General features: G+C 72.2%; 22 protein-coding genes. All 22 read left to right on the forward strand.

Going from position 1 to position 21,627, the window contains the following annotated elements; all coding sequences use genetic code 11:
* Nucleotides 1-4: 4 nt before the first annotated feature.
* The 22 genes from RR49_RS10810 (at nucleotide 5) to trpA (ending at nucleotide 21,626) form a co-directional block, all read left to right on the forward strand.
* Nucleotides 5-982, forward strand: a complete 978-nt coding sequence (locus RR49_RS10810) for an aspartate carbamoyltransferase catalytic subunit (RefSeq protein WP_045248183.1) — start codon at nucleotides 5-7, stop codon at nucleotides 980-982.
* Nucleotides 979-2,289 (forward strand): dihydroorotase, encoded by a 1,311-nt coding sequence (locus RR49_RS10815; RefSeq protein WP_045248092.1) that lies wholly within the window; start codon nucleotides 979-981, stop codon nucleotides 2,287-2,289. The genes RR49_RS10810 and RR49_RS10815 overlap by 4 nt, the downstream gene beginning before the upstream one ends.
* Nucleotides 2,286-2,804 (forward strand): PH-like domain-containing protein, encoded by a 519-nt coding sequence (locus RR49_RS10820; RefSeq protein WP_045248093.1) that lies wholly within the window; start codon nucleotides 2,286-2,288, stop codon nucleotides 2,802-2,804. Before RR49_RS10815 ends, RR49_RS10820 begins: the two co-directional genes overlap by 4 nt.
* Nucleotides 2,801-3,955, forward strand: a complete 1,155-nt coding sequence (gene carA, locus RR49_RS10825; RefSeq protein WP_045248094.1) for a glutamine-hydrolyzing carbamoyl-phosphate synthase small subunit — start codon at nucleotides 2,801-2,803, stop codon at nucleotides 3,953-3,955. Before RR49_RS10820 ends, carA begins: the two co-directional genes overlap by 4 nt.
* Nucleotides 3,955-7,242, forward strand: coding sequence for a carbamoyl-phosphate synthase large subunit (gene carB, locus RR49_RS10830; RefSeq protein ID WP_045248095.1), 3,288 nt, complete (start codon nucleotides 3,955-3,957; stop codon nucleotides 7,240-7,242). The genes carA and carB overlap by 1 nt, the downstream gene beginning before the upstream one ends.
* On the forward strand, nucleotides 7,239-8,087 hold the full coding sequence (gene pyrF / locus RR49_RS10835; RefSeq protein ID WP_045248096.1) for an orotidine-5'-phosphate decarboxylase: 849 nt from the start codon (nucleotides 7,239-7,241) through the stop codon (nucleotides 8,085-8,087). The genes carB and pyrF overlap by 4 nt, the downstream gene beginning before the upstream one ends.
* Nucleotides 8,084-8,998 carry a guanylate kinase gene (gene gmk / locus RR49_RS10840; RefSeq protein WP_045248097.1) on the forward strand — a complete coding sequence of 305 codons (915 nt, stop codon included), beginning with the start codon at nucleotides 8,084-8,086 and terminating at the stop codon, nucleotides 8,996-8,998. Before pyrF ends, gmk begins: the two co-directional genes overlap by 4 nt.
* Before the next feature lie 43 nt (nucleotides 8,999-9,041).
* Nucleotides 9,042-9,296, forward strand: coding sequence for a DNA-directed RNA polymerase subunit omega (rpoZ, locus tag RR49_RS10845; protein ID WP_045248098.1), 255 nt, complete (start codon nucleotides 9,042-9,044; stop codon nucleotides 9,294-9,296).
* Between the two features lie 84 nt (nucleotides 9,297-9,380).
* Nucleotides 9,381-10,574, forward strand: coding sequence for a methionine adenosyltransferase (gene metK, locus RR49_RS10850; RefSeq protein WP_045248099.1), 1,194 nt, complete (start codon nucleotides 9,381-9,383; stop codon nucleotides 10,572-10,574).
* Between the two features lie 10 nt (nucleotides 10,575-10,584).
* Entirely contained in the window at nucleotides 10,585-12,573 is a 1,989-nt protein-coding gene (locus tag RR49_RS10855) for a primosomal protein N' family DNA-binding protein (protein WP_048808937.1), read from the forward strand.
* Nucleotides 12,574-12,628: 55 nt separating this feature from the next.
* Nucleotides 12,629-13,549, forward strand: coding sequence for a methionyl-tRNA formyltransferase (gene fmt, locus RR49_RS10860; RefSeq protein ID WP_045248100.1), 921 nt, complete (start codon nucleotides 12,629-12,631; stop codon nucleotides 13,547-13,549).
* Nucleotides 13,546-14,910, forward strand: coding sequence for an RsmB/NOP family class I SAM-dependent RNA methyltransferase (locus tag RR49_RS10865; protein WP_045248101.1), 1,365 nt, complete (start codon nucleotides 13,546-13,548; stop codon nucleotides 14,908-14,910). The genes fmt and RR49_RS10865 overlap by 4 nt, the downstream gene beginning before the upstream one ends.
* Nucleotides 14,911-14,949: 39 nt before the next feature.
* Nucleotides 14,950-15,621, forward strand: a complete 672-nt coding sequence (gene rpe / locus RR49_RS10870; protein ID WP_045248102.1) for a ribulose-phosphate 3-epimerase — start codon at nucleotides 14,950-14,952, stop codon at nucleotides 15,619-15,621.
* Between the two features lie 47 nt (nucleotides 15,622-15,668).
* Nucleotides 15,669-15,932: a phosphoribosyl-ATP diphosphatase gene (locus RR49_RS10875; protein ID WP_045248103.1), complete on the forward strand. Its 264-nt coding sequence runs from the start codon at nucleotides 15,669-15,671 to the stop codon at nucleotides 15,930-15,932.
* A gap of 58 nt (nucleotides 15,933-15,990) precedes the next feature.
* The gene (gene hisG, locus RR49_RS10880) at nucleotides 15,991-16,833 is read left to right on the forward strand and encodes an ATP phosphoribosyltransferase (protein ID WP_045248104.1); all 843 of its coding nucleotides are present in this window, start codon (nucleotides 15,991-15,993) and stop codon (nucleotides 16,831-16,833) included.
* Nucleotides 16,833-17,597 (forward strand): imidazole glycerol phosphate synthase subunit HisF, encoded by a 765-nt coding sequence (hisF, locus tag RR49_RS10885; protein ID WP_045248105.1) that lies wholly within the window; start codon nucleotides 16,833-16,835, stop codon nucleotides 17,595-17,597. Before hisG ends, hisF begins: the two co-directional genes overlap by 1 nt.
* On the forward strand, nucleotides 17,594-17,965 hold the full coding sequence (gene hisI / locus RR49_RS10890; protein ID WP_045248106.1) for a phosphoribosyl-AMP cyclohydrolase: 372 nt from the start codon (nucleotides 17,594-17,596) through the stop codon (nucleotides 17,963-17,965). The genes hisF and hisI overlap by 4 nt, the downstream gene beginning before the upstream one ends.
* Nucleotides 17,962-18,624, forward strand: coding sequence for a Trp biosynthesis-associated membrane protein (locus tag RR49_RS10895; RefSeq protein ID WP_048808938.1), 663 nt, complete (start codon nucleotides 17,962-17,964; stop codon nucleotides 18,622-18,624). The genes hisI and RR49_RS10895 overlap by 4 nt, the downstream gene beginning before the upstream one ends.
* The gene (locus RR49_RS10900) at nucleotides 18,621-18,851 is read left to right on the forward strand and encodes a DUF6704 family protein (protein WP_045248107.1); all 231 of its coding nucleotides are present in this window, start codon (nucleotides 18,621-18,623) and stop codon (nucleotides 18,849-18,851) included. The genes RR49_RS10895 and RR49_RS10900 overlap by 4 nt, the downstream gene beginning before the upstream one ends.
* A gap of 2 nt (nucleotides 18,852-18,853) precedes the next feature.
* Nucleotides 18,854-19,630: an indole-3-glycerol phosphate synthase TrpC gene (gene trpC, locus RR49_RS10905; RefSeq protein WP_045248186.1), complete on the forward strand. Its 777-nt coding sequence runs from the start codon at nucleotides 18,854-18,856 to the stop codon at nucleotides 19,628-19,630.
* A complete protein-coding gene (trpB, locus tag RR49_RS10910) occupies nucleotides 19,627-20,838 on the forward strand; it encodes a tryptophan synthase subunit beta (RefSeq protein WP_045248108.1) in 1,212 nt (403 codons plus the stop codon). The genes trpC and trpB overlap by 4 nt, the downstream gene beginning before the upstream one ends.
* On the forward strand, nucleotides 20,835-21,626 hold the full coding sequence (gene trpA / locus RR49_RS10915; protein ID WP_045248109.1) for a tryptophan synthase subunit alpha: 792 nt from the start codon (nucleotides 20,835-20,837) through the stop codon (nucleotides 21,624-21,626). Before trpB ends, trpA begins: the two co-directional genes overlap by 4 nt.
* The last annotated feature ends 1 nt before the right edge of the window (nucleotide 21,627 follow it).

Consider the following 21,627-nt stretch of genomic DNA (forward strand, 5'->3'; position numbering starts at 1 on the left):
CGGGATGCGCCACCTGCTCGACACGCAGCACCTCTCCCGTGAGGACGCGCTGACGATCCTCGACATCGCCGAGGACATGGCCGACACGCAGCATCGCGAGGTCAAGAAGCTGCCGACCCTGCGCGGCAAGACCGTCGTGAACCTCTTCTTCGAGGACTCGACGCGCACGCGCATCTCGTTCGAGGCCGCCGCGAAGCGCCTGTCGGCCGACGTCATCAACTTCTCCACGAAGGGGTCGAGCGTCTCGAAGGGCGAGTCGCTCCAGGACACCGCGCAGACCCTCCAGGCGATGGGTGCCGACGCGGTGGTCATCCGCCACGGCGCGTCCGGCGCCCCGCGCACCCTCGCGACGAGCGGGTGGATCACCGCGGGGGTCGTCAACGCGGGCGACGGCACGCACGAGCATCCGACCCAGGCGCTGCTCGACGCGTTCACGATCCGCAAGCGCCGGTTCGGCGACGACAGCCGCGGGCGCGACCTCGCCGGGGTGAAGGTCACGATCGTCGGCGATGTGCTGCACTCCCGCGTCGCGCGGTCGAACGTCTGGCTGCTCACGGCCCTCGGCGCCGAGGTCACCCTCGTCTCGCCGCCGACGCTCGTACCGCAGGATGTCTCGGCCTGGCCCGCGACCATCTCCTACGACCTCGATTCGGCGATCGCCGCCGGGCCCGACGCGCTCATGATGCTGCGCATCCAGCTCGAGCGCATGAGCGCCGCGTATTTCCCGACTGAACGGGAGTATTCCCGCCGCTGGGGACTCGACGCGACGCGGCTCGCGGCGCTTCCTGCCGATAGCATTGTGATGCACCCCGGCCCCATGAATCGCGGCCTCGAGATCTCGGCGGATGCCGCCGACTCGCCCCGGTCGACTGTGCTCGACCAGGTTCGCGCGGGCGTGTCGGTGCGCATGGCGGTGCTCTACCTGCTCCTGAGCGGGCAGGCCGACCACGACGACGAGCAGAAGAAGGAGGACGAGCGATGACCGGCCTTCATCTGATCCGCGGCGCACGACTCGCCGACGGCACGACCACCGACATCCTCATCGAAGACGGCCGGATCGCGGAGCTCGGCATATCGCTGTCGCGCGCGGGTGCCGCGGTGATCGACGCCGACGGACTGCTCGCTCTGCCGGGACTCGTCGACCTGCACACCCACCTGCGCGAGCCCGGCTACGAGGCGTCGGAGACGGTGCTCACCGGTTCCCGCGCGGCCGCCGCCGGCGGGTACAGCGCCGTCTTCGCGATGCCGAACACCTCGCCCGTCGCCGACACGGCGGGCGTCGTCGAGCAGGAGCTCGCTCTCGGCGAGCAGGCGGGCTACGTCACGGTGCAGCCGATCGGCGCCGTCACCGTCGGCCAGAAGGGCGAACGGCTCGCCGAGCTCGGCGCCATGGCCGACTCGCGCGCCCGGGTGCGCGTGTTCAGCGACGACGGCTCCTGCGTCTGGGACCCGCTCATCATGCGACGCGCGCTCGAGTACGTGAAGGCGTTCGACGGCGTCATCGCCCAGCACGCCCAGGACCCCCGGCTGACCGCGGGCGCCCAGATGAACGAGGGTGCCGTCTCGGCGGAGCTGGGACTGGCCGGATGGCCGGCGGTCGCCGAGGAGTCGATCATCGCCCGCGACGTGCTGCTGGCCGAGCACGTCGGCTCCCGCCTGCACGTCTGCCACCTCTCGACGGCCGGCTCGGTCGACATCATCCGCTGGGCGAAGCGGCGCGGTGTGAACGTCACCGCCGAGGTGACTCCGCACCACCTGCTGCTGACCGACGAGCTGGTACGCGGCTACGACGCGCGCTACAAGGTGAACCCGCCGCTGCGCACCGCAGACGACGTGCGGGCGGTGCGCGAGGGGCTCGCCGACGGCACGATCGACATCGTCGCGACCGACCACGCGCCCCACCCCGCCGAGGCGAAGGCCTGCGAGTGGCAGGCGGCCGCGAACGGCATGGTCGGCCTCGAGTCCGCCCTGCGCGTCGTGCAGCAGTCGATGGTCGACACCGGGCTCCTCGACTGGGCCGATGTCGCGCGGGTCATGAGCGAGACACCGGCCCGCATCGGCCGCCTCGCCGGGCACGGCCGCCCGATCGCCGTGGGGGAGCCCGCCCACCTCGCGCTCTACGACGCGGCCGTCACCGCGACCTTCGGCCGGGACGACCTGCGCGGGCGCAGCCGCAACTCGCCCTACCTCGACCGGGAGCTCCCGGGCCGCGTGGTCTGGACCTTCCACGCCGGCATCCCAACCGTCGCCCACGGCGACCTCGTCGACCTGACGAAGGAGTCCGCATGACCCAGCAAGGCGCCCTCCTTCTCATGATCGGCCTCGCCCTCGTGCTCATCGGCCTGATGGCGTGGGGCTGGTGGCGACGAACCCGTCGGGACTCCGGCATTGCGGTACCGCTGGCCGACCCCGCCGCCGAGATCGACGAGCGCGCGCGCTTCGACGTCTTCTACGTCGCCACGACCGTGCACGAGCGTCCCCTCGAGCGCCTCGCCGCCCGTGGCCTCGCCTACCGGGCGCCGGCGACGCTCGTCGTCACCGACCGCGCGCTGCTGCTCGCGATCGCGGGGGAGCCGACCGTCGAGCTCACCGCGTCGCGCGTCGTCGACGTCGCCCAGGCGACGGTGGCGATCGACCGCGTCGTCGAGCGTGAGGGCCTCGCCCGCATCACCTGGACGCTCGACGACGGCACCCCGGTCGACACCTACCTGCGTGCCCGCGACGCCTCCGCCAAGGTGCTCGCCGACGCGGTGCGCCCCCTACTGACCTCATCCCCCTCGACCCCCGCAGGAAGCGACGCATGACCAGGTTCCACACCGAACGCGCCGTTCTCGTCCTCGAAGACGGCACCCGCCACACCGGACGCGCCTACGGCGCGCGCGGCACCACCATCGGAGAGGTGGTCTTCACGACCGGCATGACCGGCTACCAGGAGACCCTCACCGACCCGTCCTACGCCGGCCAGATCGTGCTGCAGACGGCCCCACACATCGGCAACACCGGCATGAACGGCGAGGACCCCGAGTCGCGCCGCATCTGGGTCGAGGGCTACATCGTGCGGGACCCGTCGCGCGTCGTCTCGAACTGGCGTGCCGACGAGTCCCTCGACGCGGCGCTCGAGCGCGACGGCATCGTGGGCATCAGCGGCATCGACACCCGCGCGGTGACCCGCCACATCCGCTCGGCCGGGTCGATGCGCGGTGCGATCTTCTCGGGCGAGGCGGCCGGGCTCGACGACGACGAGCAGCTGCGCATCGTGCGCGAGGCGCCGCAGATGGCGGGGCGCAACCTGTCGGCCGAGGTGTCGGTCGCGAGCGTCGAGGTGACGCCGGCGACGACCGAGCGCATCGGCAGCCTCGCCGTGCTCGACCTCGGCGTCAAGCAGGCGACGATCGACAACCTCGCCGCGCGCGGCTTCGACGTGCACGTCTTCCCGCAGTCGGCCACGCTCGAGGAGATCCGCGCGATCGGGCCGGTCGCGGCGTTCTACTCGAACGGCCCCGGCGACCCCGCGGCATCCGATGCCCACGTGGCGCTGCTGCGCGGGCTGCTCGATGACGGACTGCCGTTCTTCGGCATCTGCTTCGGCAACCAGCTGCTCGGCCGCGCTCTCGGGCTCGGCACCTACAAGCTGCCCTTCGGCCACCGCGGCATCAACCAGCCGGTGCTCGACAAGACCACCGGCAAGGTGGAGATCACCGCGCAGAACCACGGCTTCGCCGTCGACGCGCCGATCGACGCGGTCATCGACAGCCCGAACGGCTACGGCCGCGTCGAGGTGAGCCACGTCGGTCTCAACGACAACGTGGTGGAGGGCCTGCGCGCGCTCGACATCCCCGCCTTCAGCGTGCAGTACCACCCGGAGGCGGCGGCCGGCCCCCACGACGCCAACTACCTCTTCGACCGATTCCGCGACCTCGTGATCGCGCAGCAGACCCAGAAGGGCGCCGCCTGATGCCCAAGCGCGACGACATCCGCTCCGTCCTCGTCATCGGCTCCGGCCCGATCGTCATCGGCCAGGCGTGCGAGTTCGACTACTCGGGCACGCAGGCCTGCCGCGTGCTCCGCGAGGAGGGCGTGCGCGTCATCCTCGTGAACTCGAACCCGGCCACGATCATGACCGACCCCGACTTCGCCGACGCGACCTACATCGAGCCGATCACCCCTGCGGTCATCGAGTCGATCATCCGCAAGGAGAACCCCGACGCGATCCTGCCGACCCTCGGCGGGCAGACCGCGCTCAACGCGGCCATGGCGCTGCACGAGCGCGGCATCCTCGAGAAGTACGACGTCGAGCTCATCGGCGCCAAGGTCGACGCGATCAAGCGCGGCGAGGACCGCCAGATCTTCAAGGAGCTCGTACTCGAGGCGGGGGCGGATGTCGCGGCATCCGTCATCTGCCACTCGATGGACGACCTGCTCGCGGGCGCCGAGAAGCTCGGCTACCCGCTGGTCGTGCGCCCCTCGTTCACGATGGGCGGCCTCGGCTCGGGCTTCGCGTTCGACGAGGCCGATCTGCGGCGCATCGGCGGCGCGGGCCTGCACGACTCGCCCACGCACGAGGTGCTGCTCGAGGAGTCCATCCTCGGGTGGAAGGAGTACGAGCTCGAGCTCATGCGCGACGGCAACGACAACACCGTCGTCGTCTGCTCGATCGAGAACGTCGACCCCGTCGGCGTGCACACCGGCGACTCGATCACCGTCGCACCGGCGCTCACCCTCACCGACCGCGAGTACCAGAAGCTGCGCGACATCGGCATCGACATCATCCGCGCCGTCGGCGTCGACACCGGCGGCTGCAACATCCAGTTCGCGGTCAACCCCGACGACGGCCGCATCATCGTCATCGAGATGAACCCGCGCGTGTCGCGCTCGTCGGCGCTCGCGTCGAAGGCCACCGGCTTCCCGATCGCGAAGATCGCCGCGAAGCTCGCCATCGGCTACCGCCTCGACGAGATCCCGAACGACATCACGAAGGTGACGCCGGCGAGCTTCGAGCCGACGCTCGACTACGTCGTCGTGAAGGTGCCGCGTTTCAACTTCGAGAAGTTCCCCGCCGCCGACACGACGCTCACGACCACCATGAAGTCGGTCGGCGAGGCGATGGCGATCGGCCGCAACTACGCGACCGCGCTGCAGAAGGCGCTGCGCTCGCTCGAGAAGCGCGGTTCCAGCTTCCACTGGGGCACCGAGACCCGCTCGGTCGACGAGCTGCTCGAGATCGCCCAGACCCCGACCGACGGACGCATCGTCGTCGTGCAGCAGGCTCTGCGGAAGGGCGCGACCCTCGAGCAGGCCTTCGAGGCGACGAAGATCGACCCCTGGTTCCTCGACCAGATCGTGCTCATCAACGAGGTCGCCCAGTTCGTGGCCGACGCCGCCGAGCTGGATGCCTCGACCCTCCGCATCGCGAAGGAGCACGGCTTCAGCGACGCCCAGCTGGCCGAGCTCCGCGGCATCGCCGAGGCGGAGGTGCGCGGCGTCCGTCACGCCCTGAACGTGCGTCCCGTCTACAAGACCGTCGACACGTGCGCGGGGGAGTTCCCGGCGCTCACGCCCTACCACTACTCGAGCTACGACGCCGAGACCGAGGTGACGCCGTCGGATCGCACCAAGGTCGTCATCATCGGCTCCGGCCCGAACCGCATCGGACAGGGCGTGGAGTTCGACTACTCGTGCGTGCACGCGTCGTTCGCCCTCGCCGACGCCGGCTACGAGACCGTCATGGTCAACTGCAACCCCGAGACCGTCTCCACCGACTACGACACGAGCGACCGGCTCTATTTCGAGCCGCTGACCCTCGAGGACGTGCTCGAGGTGTTGCACGCCGAGAGCCGGTCGGGGGAGATCCTCGGTGTGATCTGCCAGCTGGGCGGTCAGACGCCGCTCGGGCTCGCGAAGGGCATCGAGGAGGCGGGCTACCGCATCCTCGGCACGAGCCCCGAGGCCATCGATCTCGCCGAGGAGCGCGAGTTGTTCTCGCGCCTGCTCGACGAGGCCGAGCTCGTCGCCCCGCGTCACGGCACGGCGATCGACGTCGACGGCGCGATCGCGGTCGCAGAGGACATCGGCTACCCGGTGCTGGTGCGCCCGAGCTTCGTGCTCGGCGGCCGCGGCATGGAGATCGTCTACGACACGGCGAGCCTGCGCGACTACTTCGACCGCATCGCCGACCAGGCGATCATCGGCGCCGGCCGTCCGCTGCTCGTCGACCGCTTCCTCGACGACGCGATCGAGCTCGACGTCGATGCGCTCTTCGACGGCGAACAGCTGTACATCGGCGGCGTGATGGAGCACCTCGAGGAGGCCGGCATCCACTCCGGCGACTCGTCGTGCACGCTGCCGCCCGTCTCGCTTGGCCGCACCGAGATCGACCGCGTGCGCGAGGCGACCCTCGCGATCGCGCGCGGCGTCGGCGTGCGGGGCCTGCTGAACGTGCAGTTCGCGATCAGCGCGGGCGTGCTCTACGTGATCGAGGCCAACCCGCGCGCGAGCCGTACGGTGCCGTTCGTGTCGAAGGCCCTGGGCATCCCGCTCGCGAAGGCGGCGGCGCGCATCATGGCGGGTGCGTCCATCGCCGATCTGAAGTCCGAGGGCCTGCTGCCCGCCCAGGACGGCTCCCGGGTGCCGCTCGACGCCCCCGTCGCCGTCAAGGAGGCGGTGCTGCCGTTCAAGCGCTTCCGCACCCGCGACGGCCAGACCGTCGACTCGGTGCTCGGTCCCGAGATGCGCTCCACCGGCGAGGTCATGGGCATCGACCGCGACTTCCCGACGGCGTTCGCGAAGAGCCAGGATGCCGCGTACGGCGGCATGCCGCTCGAGGGCACCGTCTTCATCTCGGTCGCCGACGCCGACAAGCGCGCCGTGATCCTCCCGGCGCACCGCCTGCAGGAGCTCGGCTTCGCGCTCGTCGCGACGGAGGGCACCGCCGAGATCCTGGCGCGCAACGGCATCCGGGTGGAGGTCGTCGAGAAGTACTCCGCCACCCAGGAATCCGGTGAGCAGAACATCGTCGACCTCATCAACGACGGACGCATCGACATGATCGTCAACACCCCCTCGGGCGGGCTCGCCCGTGCCGACGGCTACGAGATCCGTGCGGCGGCCGTCGCGGCCGACAAGGCGCTGTTCACCACGATGGCGGTGCTGGGCGCGGCGGTCAGCGCCATGCCGGCACTGCGCGAGGGCTTCGCGGTGAAGAGCCTGCAGGAGTACGCGGCCGATCGGGCGGGACGCCTGTGACGACATTCGGTCAGCGCCTCTGGCAGGCCCTCGACACGCACGGGCCGCTCTGTGTGGGCATCGACCCGCACGAGAGCCTGCTGCAGTCGTGGGGTCTGCCGGTCTCGGCGGACGGCGTGCGCGAGTTCGGCCTGAGGGTGGTGGATGCCGCGGCCGGCCGTGTCGGCGTCGTGAAGCCGCAGGTCGCATTCTTCGAACGTTTCGGCTCGCGCGGCTTCGCGGCACTCGAGGACGTGCTCGCGGCGGCGCGGGCGGCGGAGCTGATCGTGATCGCCGATGCGAAGCGCGGCGACATCGGCTCGACGATGGACGGCTACGCGGCCGCCTGGCTCCAGCCGGGGTCGCCGCTCGAGGCGGACGCGGTGACGCTGAGCCCCTATCTCGGGCCGGACTCGCTGCAGCAGACACTCACCTTCGCGCTGCGGCACGGCAAGGGCGCGTTCGTACTCGCGGCGACGAGCAACCCCGAGGCGGAGCCGGTGCAGACGGCGGTCACCGCCGATGCGGCCGCCGAGGAGGGGGAGCGGGTCGCCGCCCGCGTCGCCCGCGACGCCGGCTGGCACAACGTGGGGCTTCCGGGCGCGCTCGGCTCCGTCGGCGTCGTGATCGGCGCGACCGTGACCCGTTCACGCTTCGGACTGAGCGACATCCTGCTCGCCGGCACGCCGATCCTCGCTCCGGGCTTCGGGGCGCAGGGCGCCGACCCGGCCGAGCTCGGCCGCCTGTTCGGCTACGTGTCGTCGCAGGTGATCGCGAACGAGAGCCGCAGCGTGCTCGCCGTCGGCCCCGACCGGCTGGCCGAGCGCATCGCCGAGCGCGCGGCGCTCTACGGGGCGCGCTTGTGACCGAGCATCGCAGCCCGCCGGAGGTCGACCGGGTCGCGGCATCCCAGCGCGCCGTCGAGGTGCGCCGCGCCCGGGCGAGTCTGAAGCGCGACCTGTCGTTCCGGGTCGTGACCGGCCAGGAGGTGCTGCGCCGCGCGATCTCCGACCCGCAGTCGCCGTCGGGCACCCTGCGCATCACCGACTTCCTCACCGCGCTGCCGGCGATCGGCGAGGGCAAGCGCGACCGGGTGCTGGAGGAGCTCGCCATCTCACCCGTGAAGCGGCTCGGCGGGCTCGGTGCGCGTCAGCGCGAGGTGCTCGCGGGCTGGCTCGACGAGCGGTTCCCCGAGCCCCGGCCCCGCCGCGGGCGCAGCCGCCTCATCGTGCTCGCGGGGCCCACCGCGGTCGGCAAGGGCACGGTCGCGACGTACATCAAGGAGCACTTCCCCGAGATCCTGCTGTCGGTGTCGGCGACGACCCGGCCGCCGCGCCCGGGTGAGGTCGAGGGGGAGCACTACTTCTTCACCGGCGAGCTCAGCTTCGACCGGCTGATCGAGTCGGGGCAGCTGCTGGAGTGGGCGACGGTGCACAACAAGTACCGCTACGGCACCCCGCGCGGCCCCATCGAGGAGGCCCTCGCCGCCGGCCGCACCGTGCTGCTCGAGATCGACCTGCAGGGTGCGCGCCAGGTGCGTCAGGCGGCGCCCGACGCGACCCTCGTGTTCCTGCTGCCGCCGAGCTGGGACGAATTGGTGCAGCGTCTCGTTGGCCGCGGCACCGAGGACGCGGAGGAGCGGGAGCGCCGCCTGCGCACGGCGAAGGTGGAGCTCGCCTCCCAGAACGAGTTCGACTACCGCGTCGTGAACCAGGATGTCGCCGCCGCCGCGCGCGAGGTCGTAGAATTGGCGAAGGCTTCCGCGCCCGCTTCGTAGCGCGCCGTCTTCCGCCGTCATCCCCGAACCAGGAGGTTTCGCCATGGCAGGGACCAATCAGGGCATCATCGACCCGCCCATCGACAGCCTTCTCGAGAAGGTCGACTCCAAGTACCAGCTCGTGATCTACGCGTCGAAGCGCGCCCGTCAGATCAACGACTACTACTCGGACCTGCAGGAGGGCAACCTCTTCGACAACGTGGGCCCGCTCGTCGACTCGACGATCGAGGACAAGCCGCTCACGATCGCGATGCACGAGATCCACGAGGACAAGCTGCGGCTGCGTCCCGCCGAGTAACACCCGCCTTCTGCACCGCGGCCCCGTGACATGATGTCCGGGGCCGCGCGCATGATGGCGTTCCCATCTTCTCCAGGAGCTTCGATGAGCCAGCTGCGACTGTTCACCTCCGAGTCCGTCACCGAGGGGCATCCCGACAAGATCTGCGACCAGATCTCGGACAGCATCCTCGACGCCCTCCTCACCGTCGACCGCGACGCGCGTGTCGCCGTCGAGACGCTCGTGACCACGGGGCTCGTGCACGTGGCGGGCGAGGTGCGCACGTCGGGCTGGGTCGACATCCCCGGCATCGTGCGCGGAGTCGTGAACCGCATCGGCTACACCTCGAGCGACACCGGCTTCGACGGCGACTCCTGCGGGGTGAGCGTGTCGATCGGCGAGCAGTCGAGCGACATCGCGCGCGGTGTGGATGCCGCGCTCGAGCACCGCGAGTCCGGCTCGAACGACCCGATCGAGCTGCTCGGCGCAGGCGACCAGGGCATCATGTTCGGCTACGCCACGAACGAGACGCCGCAGTACATGCCGACCGCCATCTGGACGGCGCATCGCATCGCCGAGCGTCTCGCCGAGGCGCGTCGCTCGGGTGCGCTGCCGTTCCTGCGGCCCGACGGCAAGACGCAGGTGACACTCGGCTACGAGGGCGCCGTGCCGCGCACGGTCGAGACCGTCGTGCTCTCGACCCAGCACCAGCCCGACATCTCGCAGAAGGCGCTGCGCGCCGCGGTGCAGGCGGAAGTCATCGACCCGGTGCTCGAGCTGACGGGTCTGGCGACGACCGACGTGCAGTACTTCATCAACCCGGCCGGGCCTTTCGTCACCGGTGGCCCGAAGGGCGACGCGGGTCTGACGGGCCGCAAGATCATCATCGACACCTACGGGGGAGCGGCGCGGCACGGCGGCGGCGCCTTCAGCGGCAAGGACCCGTCGAAGGTCGACCGCTCGGCCGCCTACGCGCTGCGCTGGGTCGCCAAGAACGCGGTCGCCGCGGGTCTCGCCGACCGTCTCGAGGTGCAGGTCGCCTACGCGATCGGCAAGGCCAACCCGGTGGGCCTCTACGTCGAGTCGTTCGGCACGGGGCACGTTGCCGACGAGCACATCGTCGCGGCGATCCGCGAGGTGTTCGATCTGCGTCCGGCGGCGATCATCGAGCAGCTCGATCTGCTGCGCCCGATCTACGCGCAGACGGCGGCATACGGCCACTTCGGCCGCGAGCTGCCCGACTTCACCTGGGAGCGCACCGACCGCGTCGACGAGCTCCGCGCCGCTGCCGGACTCTGACCGCGACGCCGTGACGAGCGATGAGCCGCGGCGGCTGACGGTCGCGCGCGTCCTCGTCGACTCTCCGCTGCCGCAGCTCGACCGCCTGTTCGACTACGCGGTGCCCGCGGAGCATATGGATGCCGCGACCCCCGGCGTGCGCGTGAAGGTGCCGCTGCGTACCGCGGGTCGCGTGGTCGACGGGTTCATCGTCGAGATCGCCGAGGCGGTCGCGCCCGAGCGTCCGCTGTCGGAGCTCGAATCGGTCGTGTCGTCGGTCGCCGTGCTGCCGGCACCGCTCTACGCGCTCGCCCGTCGCGCGGCCGACCGGGCCGCCGGGTCGGCGTCCGACATCCTGCGTCTCGTGGTGCCCAAGCGCATGGTGCGGGCGGAGAAGGCGTGGCTCGCCCGTCCCGCGCCCGAGGTCCCGCACGTCGACGCCGAGCGACTGCGGACGGCCCGCGGCATCCTGGCCGACTATCCGACGCTCGAGGGCGCCCTCGCGCAGGGCGCGCGGCTCGCCGTCGACGCCCCGCCCCGACCCTCGCGCCTCGGCGACGGCACCGACGTGGGCGCCTGGGCCGTGCTGCTCGCCGCCGCGGCGACCGTCACCCTCGCCGAGGGTCGCAGCGCGGTGCTGGTCGTGCCCGACTATCGCGACCAGGAGCAGCTGCTGGCAGCCCTCGCCGACCTCGCCCCGGCCGACGCCGTGGTGCGCGACGATGCGCGCGAGAGCGGGCCGGAGCGGTACGCCGCCTACCTCCGCATCCTCGCCGAGGCCCCGTGCATCGTGGTGGGCAAGCGCTCGGCCGCCTACGCTCCCGCGGCGCGCACGGGGCTCGTGGCGCTCTGGGACGACGGCGATCCACTGCTCGCCGAACCCCTGAGCCCCGGGGTGCACGCGCGCGACGCCGCCCTAGTGCGCCAGGAGCTCGAGGGCCACACGCTGCTGTTCGCAGGTCACACCCGCACGACCGACGTCGAGCGGCTGGTGCAGCTCGGCTGGGTCACCGACGTGCCCGCGCGGCGCCGCGTGTCGCCGAAGGTCGTGCTGAGCGCACCCGACGACGCCGCATCGCGCGCCCGCATCCCGTCGTCCGCGTTCGCGGCGATGCGCGAGGGGCTGCGTCAAGGACCGGTGCTCGTGCAGGTCGCGCGCCCCGGCTATGCGCCGGTCGTCCTGTGCGCCGAGTGCCGGCGCCCCGCGCGCTGCCTGCACTGCGGCGGCCCCCTGCGGGCCGACGCCCCGCGCGGCGTGCCCGAGTGCGGCTGGTGCGGCCGTCGCGCGCACGGCTGGGCGTGCCCGCACTGCGCGGGCAGCACCTTCCGCTTCGCATCGGCGGGGACGGAGCGCACCGCCGACGAGCTCGGCCGCGCGTTCGCGGGCATGCGGGTGATCGTGGCCGACGGCGCCCACCCCCGTGAACGCGTCGACGACGCACCCGCCCTCGTGATCGCGACGCGCGGCGCCGAGCCGATCGCCGCGGGCGGATACCGTGCGGTCGTGCTCCTCGACGGCGAGCGGATGCTGCTCGCCGAAGATCTGCGCATCGGCGAGGCGTGCCTGCGCTGGTGGGCGAACGCGGCGGCCCTCGCGCGCCCGGGCGCGCCGGTGCATCTCGTCGGAGTGACCGGGCCCGCCGCACGGGCGCTCGCGACCTGGACGCCGGCGGCCTACGCCCGCGCCGAGCTCGCCGAACGCGCACCGCTGCGCATGCCGCCGACCGTGCGCATCGTGCGCATCGAGGGCACGCCCGAACGGGTGCAGCAGGCGGTGCAGGATGCCGCGGCCCACGCACCCCTTCCCGCCGACGCCCTGCTCGGACCCGTCGCGCTCGACGACGGGCGCGTGCGGGCGCTGCTGCGCGTCGACTACGCCGCCGGCGCCGACACGATGCGGTCGCTGCGCGCGAGCGTCGTGGCCGCGGCGATCTCCGGGCGACGCCCGCCGAAGGGGCGGCCACCGGTGCCGCGCAATACACTGAACGTCCGGGCCGACCTTCTCGACGTCGACCTGTGACCCGCTCGACGACCCGGTGTCGCGATGCCCGCGGTCGTCCACGAACAGGGAGCCCATGCGTCTGATCTTCGCCGGTACGCCGGCGGCCGCGGTGCCGTCGCTGCGTGCCCTCGCGACCTCCTCTCACACGATCGCGACGGTCGTCACGCGCCCGGATGCCCCGATCGGCCGCAAGCGCGTGCTCACCCCGTCGCCGGTCGCGGCGACCGCCGACGAGCTGCAGCTGCCGACGCTCAAGACCCGTCGCCTCGACCCCGAGGCATCCGCTCATCTCGAGGCCCTCGACGCCGATCTCGGCGTGATCGTCGCGTACGGCGGGCTCGTGCGCGAGCCGCTGCTGAGCGCCCCGCGCCTCGGCTGGATCAACCTGCACTTCTCGCTGCTCCCGCGCTGGCGGGGCGCCGCCCCGGTGCAGCACGCGCTGATCGCGGGCGACGCCGAGACCGGATCGAGCGTGTTCCGTCTCGTCGCGGAGCTCGACGCCGGTGACGTCTACAGCGAGGTGCGCTACCGCGTCCCGCCGCTCGCGACGGCCGCCGACGTGCTGCGCGAGCTGTCGATCATCGGCGCGGAGCAGATCGTCGGCGTGGTCGACGCCCTCGCGGCCGGAACGGCCGTCGCGACGCCCCAGGCGGGCACGCCGACCCTCGCGCCGAAGCTCGACGCCGCCGACGGACGGCTCGACGTGACACAGCCCGCCGACGTCGTGCTCGCCCGGTTCCGCGGGGTCACCCCGGAGCCGGGCGCCCACCTCGTCGTCGACGGTCAGCGCCTGAAGGTGCTCGCCGCCCACCGCGCCGAGTCCACCGCCCGCCGTGCCCCGGGTCAGCTCGCCCTGCAGGGCCGCGAGGTGGTGGTCGGCACCGCCGACGACGCGATCGCGCTCGAGCGGGTGCAGCCGGCGGGCAAGGCGGCGATGGTCGCCGGCGACTGGTGGCGCGGCCTGCGGGTCGACGAGCTGCGGGTCGAGAAATGACCGCCCCCGCTCGCCGTGTCGCGTTCGAGGTCATCCGGGCCGTGCACGCCGACGACGCGTACGCGAACCTGCTGCTGCCCGCCGCCATCACCCGCGCCGGGCTGAGCAGCGCCGATGCGGCGCTCGCGACCGAGCTCACCTACGGCACCCTGCGCCGCGAAGGCACCTATGACGCGGTCATCTCGCTCGCCGCGGGCCGCGACATCGCCCTGATCGACCCGCCCGTGCTCGACGCGCTGCGGCTCGGCGCCCACCAGATCCTCGCGACGCGCATCGCGTCGCATGCCGCCGTGCACGACACCGTCGATCTGGTGCGGCGCGAGATCGGCCCCGCCGTGACCGGCTTCGCGAATGCGGTGCTGCGCCGGATCTCCCGCGACAACCCTGGCGACTGGTTCTCCCGCATCGCCGACGAGGCGCGCTCCGACGACGAGCGCCTCGCGCTGCGGTTCTCGCACCCGGTCTGGGTGATCCGCGCCTTCCGTCGCGCCCTCGCCGCCGAGGGCCGCGCCGACGAGCTCGAGGCGCTGCTGACCGCCGACAACGCGGCACCGGGCGTCACGATGGCGGCGCTCCCGGGGCTCGTCGATCCTGACGCGGACAGCGCCTGCACCCCGTACTCGCCCGTCGGCTTCCGACTCGCCGGCGGTGACCCGGAGCCCGTCATCACCGCGGCGGGCGGCCGGGTGCGCGTACAGGACGAGGGATCCCAGCTCGTCGCCCTGGCGCTCAGCCGCCACGCCCCCGTGCGCGCGGGGGAGCGGTGGCTCGACCTGTGCGCGGGGCCGGGCGGCAAGACCGCACTGCTCGCGGCCGAGGCCCTCGCGCACGGAGCCGTCCTCGATGCGAACGAGCCGGTTCCGGCCCGCGCGGGACTGGTGCGCCGTTCGGTGGCCGCCGTGCCGCTCCCGGTCGACGTCTCCGAGCTCGACGGGCGCGAGCGGGCGGCGAGCGCCGCGGGTGCGTACGACCGCATCCTCGTCGACGCGCCGTGCACGGGTCTCGGCGCGCTGCGCCGGCGTCCCGAGGCGCGGTGGCGCAAGCAGTCATCGGATGTCGCGGACCTCACCCCGCTGCAGCGGGAGCTCCTGTCCTCGGCCGTGGGCGCGCTGACCCCGGGCGGCGTGGTCGCGTACGTCACCTGCTCCCCGCATCTCGCCGAGACGCAGGGCGTCGTGGCCGACGTGCGCCGCGAGTGGGGCGACGCCCTCGAGCCGGTCGACGCCCGCGAGGTGCTGCAGCGGGTCGCCCGGCGCCCGCTCGATCTCCCCGAGCCGGCGTCCGACGACGGACACGCCCAGCTCTGGCCCCACCGCCACGGCACCGACGGGATGTTCCTCGCGCTGCTCCGACGTCGCTGACGTCCCGGGTGGCGAGGTCCGGCCCGGGATAATGGGGGAGTGAGCGACATCCGCATCAATCCCTCCATCCTCTCCGCCGACTTCGTGAACATGCAGGCGGACCTCGACCGCATCGCGACCGCAGACTTCGTGCACGTCGACGTCATGGACAACCACTTCGTGCCGAACCTCACCTTCGGACCGCAGATGGTGCAGCGCATCCAGGAGACGAGCCCGGTGCCGCTCGATGTGCACCTGATGATCGACGACGCCGAGCGCTGGGCGCCCGGTTACGCCGAGCTCGGCGCGGCATCCGTCACCTTCCATCTCGAGGCCGCGACCGATCCGATCGCCCTGGCCCGCACCCTGCGCGGCATCGGCGCGCGCGCCGGCGTCGCCATCAAGCCCGGAACCCCCGCCGAGGGCCTGTACGACGTGCTCGACGAGTTCGACCAGATCCTGGTGATGACCGTCGAGCCGGGCTTCGGCGGACAGTCGTTCATGACCTCCGCGATGCCGAAGCTGTCGGCGCTGGCCGCCGAGGCGCGTCGCCGAGGATCGTCGGTGTGGCTGCAGGTCGACGGCGGCATCGGCGAGTCGACGATCGCCCAGGCCGCCGAGGCGGGCGCCGACACCTTCGTCGCCGGCTCCGCGGTGTTCGGCGCCGACGACCCGGCGCGCGCGATCGAGGCGCTGCGCAACGGCGCCGCCCGTCACACCCACGCGCACTGAGGTGAGCCTGGGCCCGAGGGGGCCGCGCGGTTCGCTACCCTTGCAGGGTGAAGTCGTTCGACGAGCTGTTCGCTGAGCTCACCGTCAAAGCCCAGGAGCGTCCCGCCGGTTCCGGCACGGTCGCCGAGCTCGATGCGGGTGTGCACGCGATCGGCAAGAAGATCGTCGAAGAGGCCGCCGAGGTGTGGATGGCCGCGGAGTTCCAGTCCGACGCCGAGGCGGCGGAGGAGATCTCCCAGCTGCTCTATCACCTCCAGGTGCTGATGCTCGCGAAGGGTCTGACCCTGCAGGACGTCTACCGACATCTGTGACCCACGCCGGCCCCGCCGGCACGAGGCATCCGCTCATCACACGACCGCAGAGAAGACCATGCTCAGAATCGCCGTGCCCAACAAGGGCTCGCTCGCCGAGACCGCAGCCGAGATGCTGCAGGAGGCCGGGTACACCGGCCGACGCGATCCCAAAGACCTCTACGTGCTCGACGCCGCCAACGACGTCGAGTTCTTCTACCTCCGCCCCCGCGACATCGCGACCTACGTCGGCTCGGGCGCGCTCGATGTCGGCATCACCGGCCGCGACCTGCTGCTGGACGCCCGCATGCCCGGTGCACGCGAGATCGAGACGCTCGGCTTCGCCGATTCGACGTTCCGGTTCGCGGGCCCTCCCGGCCGCTTCCGCGAGCTGAGCGACCTGCACGGGCTGCGCGTCGCCACGGCCTACCCCGGCCTCGTCGACGGCTACCTCGACGAGCAGGGCGTCGCCGTCGACCTCGTCCCCCTCGATGGCGCGGTCGAGTCGGCCGTGCAGCTCGGTGTGGCCGATGCGGTCGCCGACGTCGTGTCGACGGGCACCACGCTGCGCCAGGCGGGCCTCGAGATCTTCGGTCCCGTGCTGCTGCAGTCCGAGGCCGTGCTCATCAGCGGCAGCACCGAGCCCGACGGTCTCGACACCCTGCTGCGACGCCTGCGCGGCGTGCTCGTGGCGCGCCAGTACGTGATGGTCGACTACGACCTGCCGCTGGTGCTGCTCGACCAGGCCGTCGCCGTCGCCCCCGGCATCGAGTCGCCGACCGTGTCGCCGCTGCGCGACCCCGAGTGGGTCGCCGTGCGGGTGATGAGCCCCCGCAAGGGCGTCAACCGCGTCATGGACGACCTCTACGCGCTCGGCGCCCGCGCCATCCTCGTCACCGAGATCGCCGCCGCGAGGCTCTGATGAGCGTCGTCACGCGGGTGATCCCGTGCCTGGATGTCGCGGCCGGCCGCGTCGTGAAGGGCGTGAACTTCGAGAACCTCCGCGACATGGGCGACCCGGTCGAGCTCGCCCGGCTCTACTTCGCGCAGGGGGCCGACGAGATCACCTTCCTCGACGTCACCGCGACCGTCGACGAGCGGGCGACCACCTACGAGGTCGTGCAGCGCACGGCCGAGGAGGTCTTCATCCCGTTGACCGTGGGCGGCGGCGTGCGGGCGACCGACGACGTGGCGCGCCTGCTCGCCTGCGGCGCCGACAAAGTGGGCGTCAACTCAGCCGCCATCGCACGCCCCGAGCTGCTCGGCGAGATCGCCGATCGCTTCGGCGCTCAGGTGCTCGTGCTCTCCCTCGACGTGAAGCGCTCGGCGGCGACGCCCAGCGGATTCGTCGTCACCACCCACGGCGGACGCACCGAGACATCCCTCGACGCCCTCGCCTGGGCGCAGGAGGCCATCGAGCGCGGCGCCGGCGAGCTGCTGGTGAACTCCATCGACGCCGACGGCACGAAGGACGGCTTCGACCTCGAGCTCGTCGCCCTCATGCGCGAGATCTCGAGTGTGCCCGTCATCGCCTCGGGCGGCGCCGGCCGTGCGGCCGACTTCGCCCCCGCTGTGCGCGCGGGCGCCGATGCGGTGCTGGCGGCGAGCGTGTTCCACTCGGGCCAGCTGACGGTGGGCGATGTGAAATCCGCCCTCGTCGCCGACGGAGTGGAGGTACGCCGATGACGGGCTCGCTCGACGAGCGCATCGCCGCCGTCGCGTTCAACGCCGACGGTCTCGCCCCTGCGATCGTGCAGCAGTGGGACACCCACGAGGTGCTCATGCTGGGGTGGATGGATGCCGAGGCGCTCCGTCGCACGTTGACCACCGGTCGCGTCACCTACTGGTCGCGGTCCCGCCAGGAGTACTGGCGTAAGGGTGACACGTCGGGCCACATCCAGCTCGTGAAGTCGGCACACCTCGACTGCGACGGGGACGCACTGCTGATCGAGGTCGACCAGGTGGGGCCCGCGTGCCACACGGGCCTGCGCAGCTGCTTCGACACCGCCGACCTCGACGCGGTCGACGGCGTGGTGGGGGAGGAGCGCCCGTGATCGCCCGTGCGCGTCTGATCGCCGTGCTCGCCGCGCTCGTCGCCGGGGCGATCGGCATCATCTCCTCCACGCAGACGTGGGTCGACGTCATCCTCACGGCCGGCTCCGCTCCCGACATCGCGGTCGCCGGAAACGATGCCGTGCCGGTGCTCGCGCCGCTCAGCCTCGCCGCGCTCGCACTCGGCCTCGCGCTGTCGATCGTCGGGCGCATCCTGCGGTATGTCTTCGGCGCCCTCGCCCTCGCGGGCGCCGTGTGGCTGTTCATCCTGACGCTGCAGGTCGTGACGGGTCCGCCGGTGGCCGCGGTCGCCGCGCCCATCACCAAGGCCACCGGCATCGCGGGCTCGTCGGCGATCGCCGCGCTCATCGACCATGCCGTGGTCTCGGGCTGGGCGTGGGGCGCGCTGTTCGGCTGGGTGCTGCTCGCCGTCAGCGGCGCGTTCACCCTCGCCACCGCCCACCGGTGGCGCACGGGTGGTCGGCGGTACGAGACATCCATCGCGGCCGTCGCGGCCACCGGGCCGCTCGACGCGGTCGACTCGTGGGACTCCCTCTCCCGCGGCGACGACCCGACCGACGCGGGCCGCGCCGCACCGGAGGACGAAGACGAGACCACTAGACTGGACGGGCGTTCGCACGCTCCCGAAGGAGGATCATGACCGACTCGATTGGCGACCCTGGCCACGGACACTCGCCCGCCGCATGGACGGCCGTCGTGATCATGCTGGTCGCGCTGTCGATCGGCACGGTCGCGTTCTACCTCGAGGTGGTCTGGCTCGTCTGGGCCTCCGTGGTGCTCGTCGTCGTGGGCGCTCTCGTCGGTCTCGTGCTGTCGCGCCTCGGTTGGGGCGCCAACGGGCCGAAGTACGTCCCCAAGCAGCATTGAACCTGCTCGAGGAGCTGACCGCCGGCTCCGTCGCCGACAGTGAGGCGCGCGCCGCCCGCAGCCCGCTGCACGAGGTCGAGCGCTCGGCTCTCGCCGCGCCCGCAGCTCGTGACGCCCTCGCCTTCCTCGCGCCGTCCGACCGGGTGAAGATCATCGCCGAGGTCAAGCGCGCGAGCCCGTCGCGCGGCGACCTGGCGGCCATCCCCGATCCGGCGCACCAGGCGGTTCTCTACGAGACCGGCGGCGCGAGCGCGATCTCTGTGCTCACCGAGCAGCGTCGCTTCAAGGGGTCGCTCGACGACCTGCGCGCCGTGAAGCAGGCGGTGACCCTGCCGGTTCTCCGCAAGGACTTCATCGCCACCGAGTACCAGGTGCTCGAGGCCCGCGCCGCCGGCGCCGACCTCGTGCTGCTGATCGTCGCCGCCCTCGACCTGCCGACCCTCACGCGGCTGCACGCGCTCGTCACCGAGCTCGGCATGACTCCGCTCGTCGAGGCCCATTCGGCGAGCGAGCTCGACGCGGCCGGCGAGATCGGTGCGCGGCTCGTGGGCGTGAACGCCCGCGACCTCACCACCTTCGACCTCGACCGCGACCTGTTCGGAAGCCTCGTCGACCGCTTCCCGGTCGGGGCGATCAAGGTGGCGGAGTCTGCCGTGCTGACGCCGGCGGATGTCGCCCACTACCGCGGGGCCGGAGCCGATGCCGTGCTGGTCGGCGAGGCGCTCGTCACCGGCGACCCCGTCGCCACCCTCCGCGCGTTCCGAGGAGAGACCGTATGAGCGCGCTGCGCGACGCCCAGGGGCCGTTCTTCGGCGAGTTCGGCGGCCGGTTCATGCCGGAGTCGCTCATCGCCGCGATCGACGAGCTCACCGCCTGCTACGAGTCGGCGAAGGTCGACCCCGCGTTCCATGCCGAGTTCGCCGAACTCCTGCGCTCGTACGCCGGCCGGCCGTCGCCGATCACCGAGGTGCCGCGCTTCGCCGCACACGCGGGCGGCGCGCGCATCTTCCTCAAGCGCGAGGACCTCAACCACACCGGCTCCCACAAGATCAACAACGTCATCGGGCAGGCGCTGCTCACGAAGCGGCTCGGCAAGACGCGGGTGATCGCCGAGACGGGCGCCGGCCAGCACGGCGTGGCGACAGCCACCGCGGCCGCCCTCTTCGGCTTCGACTGCACGATCTACATGGGCGAGGTCGACACCGAGCGCCAGGCGCTGAACGTCGCCCGCATGCGTCTTCTCGGTGCCGAGGTCGTGCCGGTCACGACCGGCAGCCGCACCCTGAAGGACGCCATCAACGAGGCGTACCGCGACTGGGTCGCGAGCGTGGAGACGACGAACTACGTCTTCGGCACGGCGGCGGGTCCCCACCCGTTCCCGGCCATGGTGCGCGACTTCCAGAAGGTCATCTCCGAAGAGGCGCGCGCGCAGCTCCTCGACGAGATCGGGCGCCTTCCCGATGCCGTGCTGGCGTGCGTCGGCGGCGGGTCGAACGCGATCGGCATGTTCGATGCGTTCCTCGACGACGAGGGCGTCGCCCTCTACGGCGTCGAGGCGGCCGGTGACGGCGTCGACACGGAGCGGCACGCGGCATCCATCGAACGGGGACGTCCGGGCGTCCTGCACGGCGCGAAGACCTACGTCCTGCAGGACGAGGACGGCCAGACCATCGAATCCCACTCGATCTCCGCCGGCCTCGACTACCCGGGCGTCGGTCCCGAGCACGCGTGGCTCGCCGCGATCGGTCGTGCGCAGTACATCCCCGCGACCGACGACGAGGCGATGCAGGCGCTGAGGCTCCTCAGCCGCACCGAGGGCATCATCCCGGCCATCGAGTCGGCGCACGCCCTGGCCGGTGCGATCCGCGTCGGCCGCGAGCTCGGCCCCGACGCCGTGCTCGCCGTGAGCCTGTCGGGCCGCGGCGACAAGGACATGGACACCGCCGCCCGCTACTTCGGCCTCTACGACGAGGAGGCCGGCGCATGAGCCGCGTCGCCGCCGCGATCGAGAAGGCCCACGCCGAGGCGCGCGGTGCGTTCGTCGGCTACCTGCCCGTCGGGTTCCCCGACACGGCCACGAGCATCGAGGCGGCCGTCGCCCTCGCCGAGGCGGGGGCCGACATCCTCGAGCTCGGTCCGCCGTACTCCGACCCGGTCATGGACGGCGAGGTCATCCAGCAGGCGACCCAGCAGGCGCTCGCGAACGGCTTCCGGCTGCGCGACCTGTTCCCGGCGATCGCGGAGATCACCCGCCGCGTGGATGTCCCGGTGCTGGTGATGACCTACTGGAACCCGGTGCTGCAGTACGGCGTCGACCGGTACGCGGACGACCTCCTCGCCGCCGGCGGCACAGGTCTCATCACCCCCGACGTCACGCCCGAGTCGGCCGCGGAGTGGATCGCCGCCAGCGAGCGCACCGGCCTCGACCGCGTGTTCCTCGCGGCGCCCACCTCCACCGACGAGCGCCTCGACCTGGTCGTGAAGGCCTCGACCGGCTTCGTGTACACGGTCTCGACGATGGGCATCACGGGGGAGCGGGCAGAGCTGGATGCCGCGGCCCGCCGCCTCACCGAGCGTCTCCGCGCGCACGGCGCGGCGCACGCGTGCGTGGGCATCGGCATCTCCACGCCCGAGCAGGTCGCGGGTGTCGTCGGCTACGCCGACGGCGCGATCGTGGGTACCGCGCTCGTGCGCGCGCTGCGCGACGGCGGGGTCGACGGACTGCGCCGGGTGGCGGGGGTGCTCGCGTCCGGCACGGCTCGTCCGCGCCCGTAGA

The organism is Microbacterium ginsengisoli, from assembly GCF_000956535.1.
GTDB classification, from domain to species: Bacteria; Actinomycetota; Actinomycetes; order Actinomycetales; family Microbacteriaceae; genus Microbacterium; species Microbacterium ginsengisoli.

Bases quoted from the DNA above. Each gene is read 5' to 3' on its own strand.
- RR49_RS10810 (WP_045248183.1), top strand. From the start codon at position 5: ATGCGCCACCTGCTCGACACGCAGCACCTCTCCCGTGAGGACGCGCTG.
- RR49_RS10815 (WP_045248092.1), top strand. From the start codon at position 979: ATGACCGGCCTTCATCTGATCCGCGGCGCACGACTCGCCGACGGCACG.
- RR49_RS10820 (WP_045248093.1), top strand. From the start codon at position 2,286: ATGACCCAGCAAGGCGCCCTCCTTCTCATGATCGGCCTCGCCCTCGTG.
- carA (WP_045248094.1), top strand. From the start codon at position 2,801: ATGACCAGGTTCCACACCGAACGCGCCGTTCTCGTCCTCGAAGACGGC.
- carB (WP_045248095.1), top strand. From the start codon at position 3,955: ATGCCCAAGCGCGACGACATCCGCTCCGTCCTCGTCATCGGCTCCGGC.
- rpoZ (WP_045248098.1), top strand. From the start codon at position 9,042: ATGGCAGGGACCAATCAGGGCATCATCGACCCGCCCATCGACAGCCTT.
- metK (WP_045248099.1), top strand. From the start codon at position 9,381: ATGAGCCAGCTGCGACTGTTCACCTCCGAGTCCGTCACCGAGGGGCAT.
- fmt (WP_045248100.1), top strand. From the start codon at position 12,629: ATGCGTCTGATCTTCGCCGGTACGCCGGCGGCCGCGGTGCCGTCGCTG.
- RR49_RS10865 (WP_045248101.1), top strand. From the start codon at position 13,546: ATGACCGCCCCCGCTCGCCGTGTCGCGTTCGAGGTCATCCGGGCCGTG.
- hisG (WP_045248104.1), top strand. From the start codon at position 15,991: ATGCTCAGAATCGCCGTGCCCAACAAGGGCTCGCTCGCCGAGACCGCA.
- hisF (WP_045248105.1), top strand. From the start codon at position 16,833: ATGAGCGTCGTCACGCGGGTGATCCCGTGCCTGGATGTCGCGGCCGGC.
- hisI (WP_045248106.1), top strand. From the start codon at position 17,594: ATGACGGGCTCGCTCGACGAGCGCATCGCCGCCGTCGCGTTCAACGCC.
- RR49_RS10900 (WP_045248107.1), top strand. From the start codon at position 18,621: ATGACCGACTCGATTGGCGACCCTGGCCACGGACACTCGCCCGCCGCA.
- trpB (WP_045248108.1), top strand. From the start codon at position 19,627: ATGAGCGCGCTGCGCGACGCCCAGGGGCCGTTCTTCGGCGAGTTCGGC.
- trpA (WP_045248109.1), top strand. From the start codon at position 20,835: ATGAGCCGCGTCGCCGCCGCGATCGAGAAGGCCCACGCCGAGGCGCGC.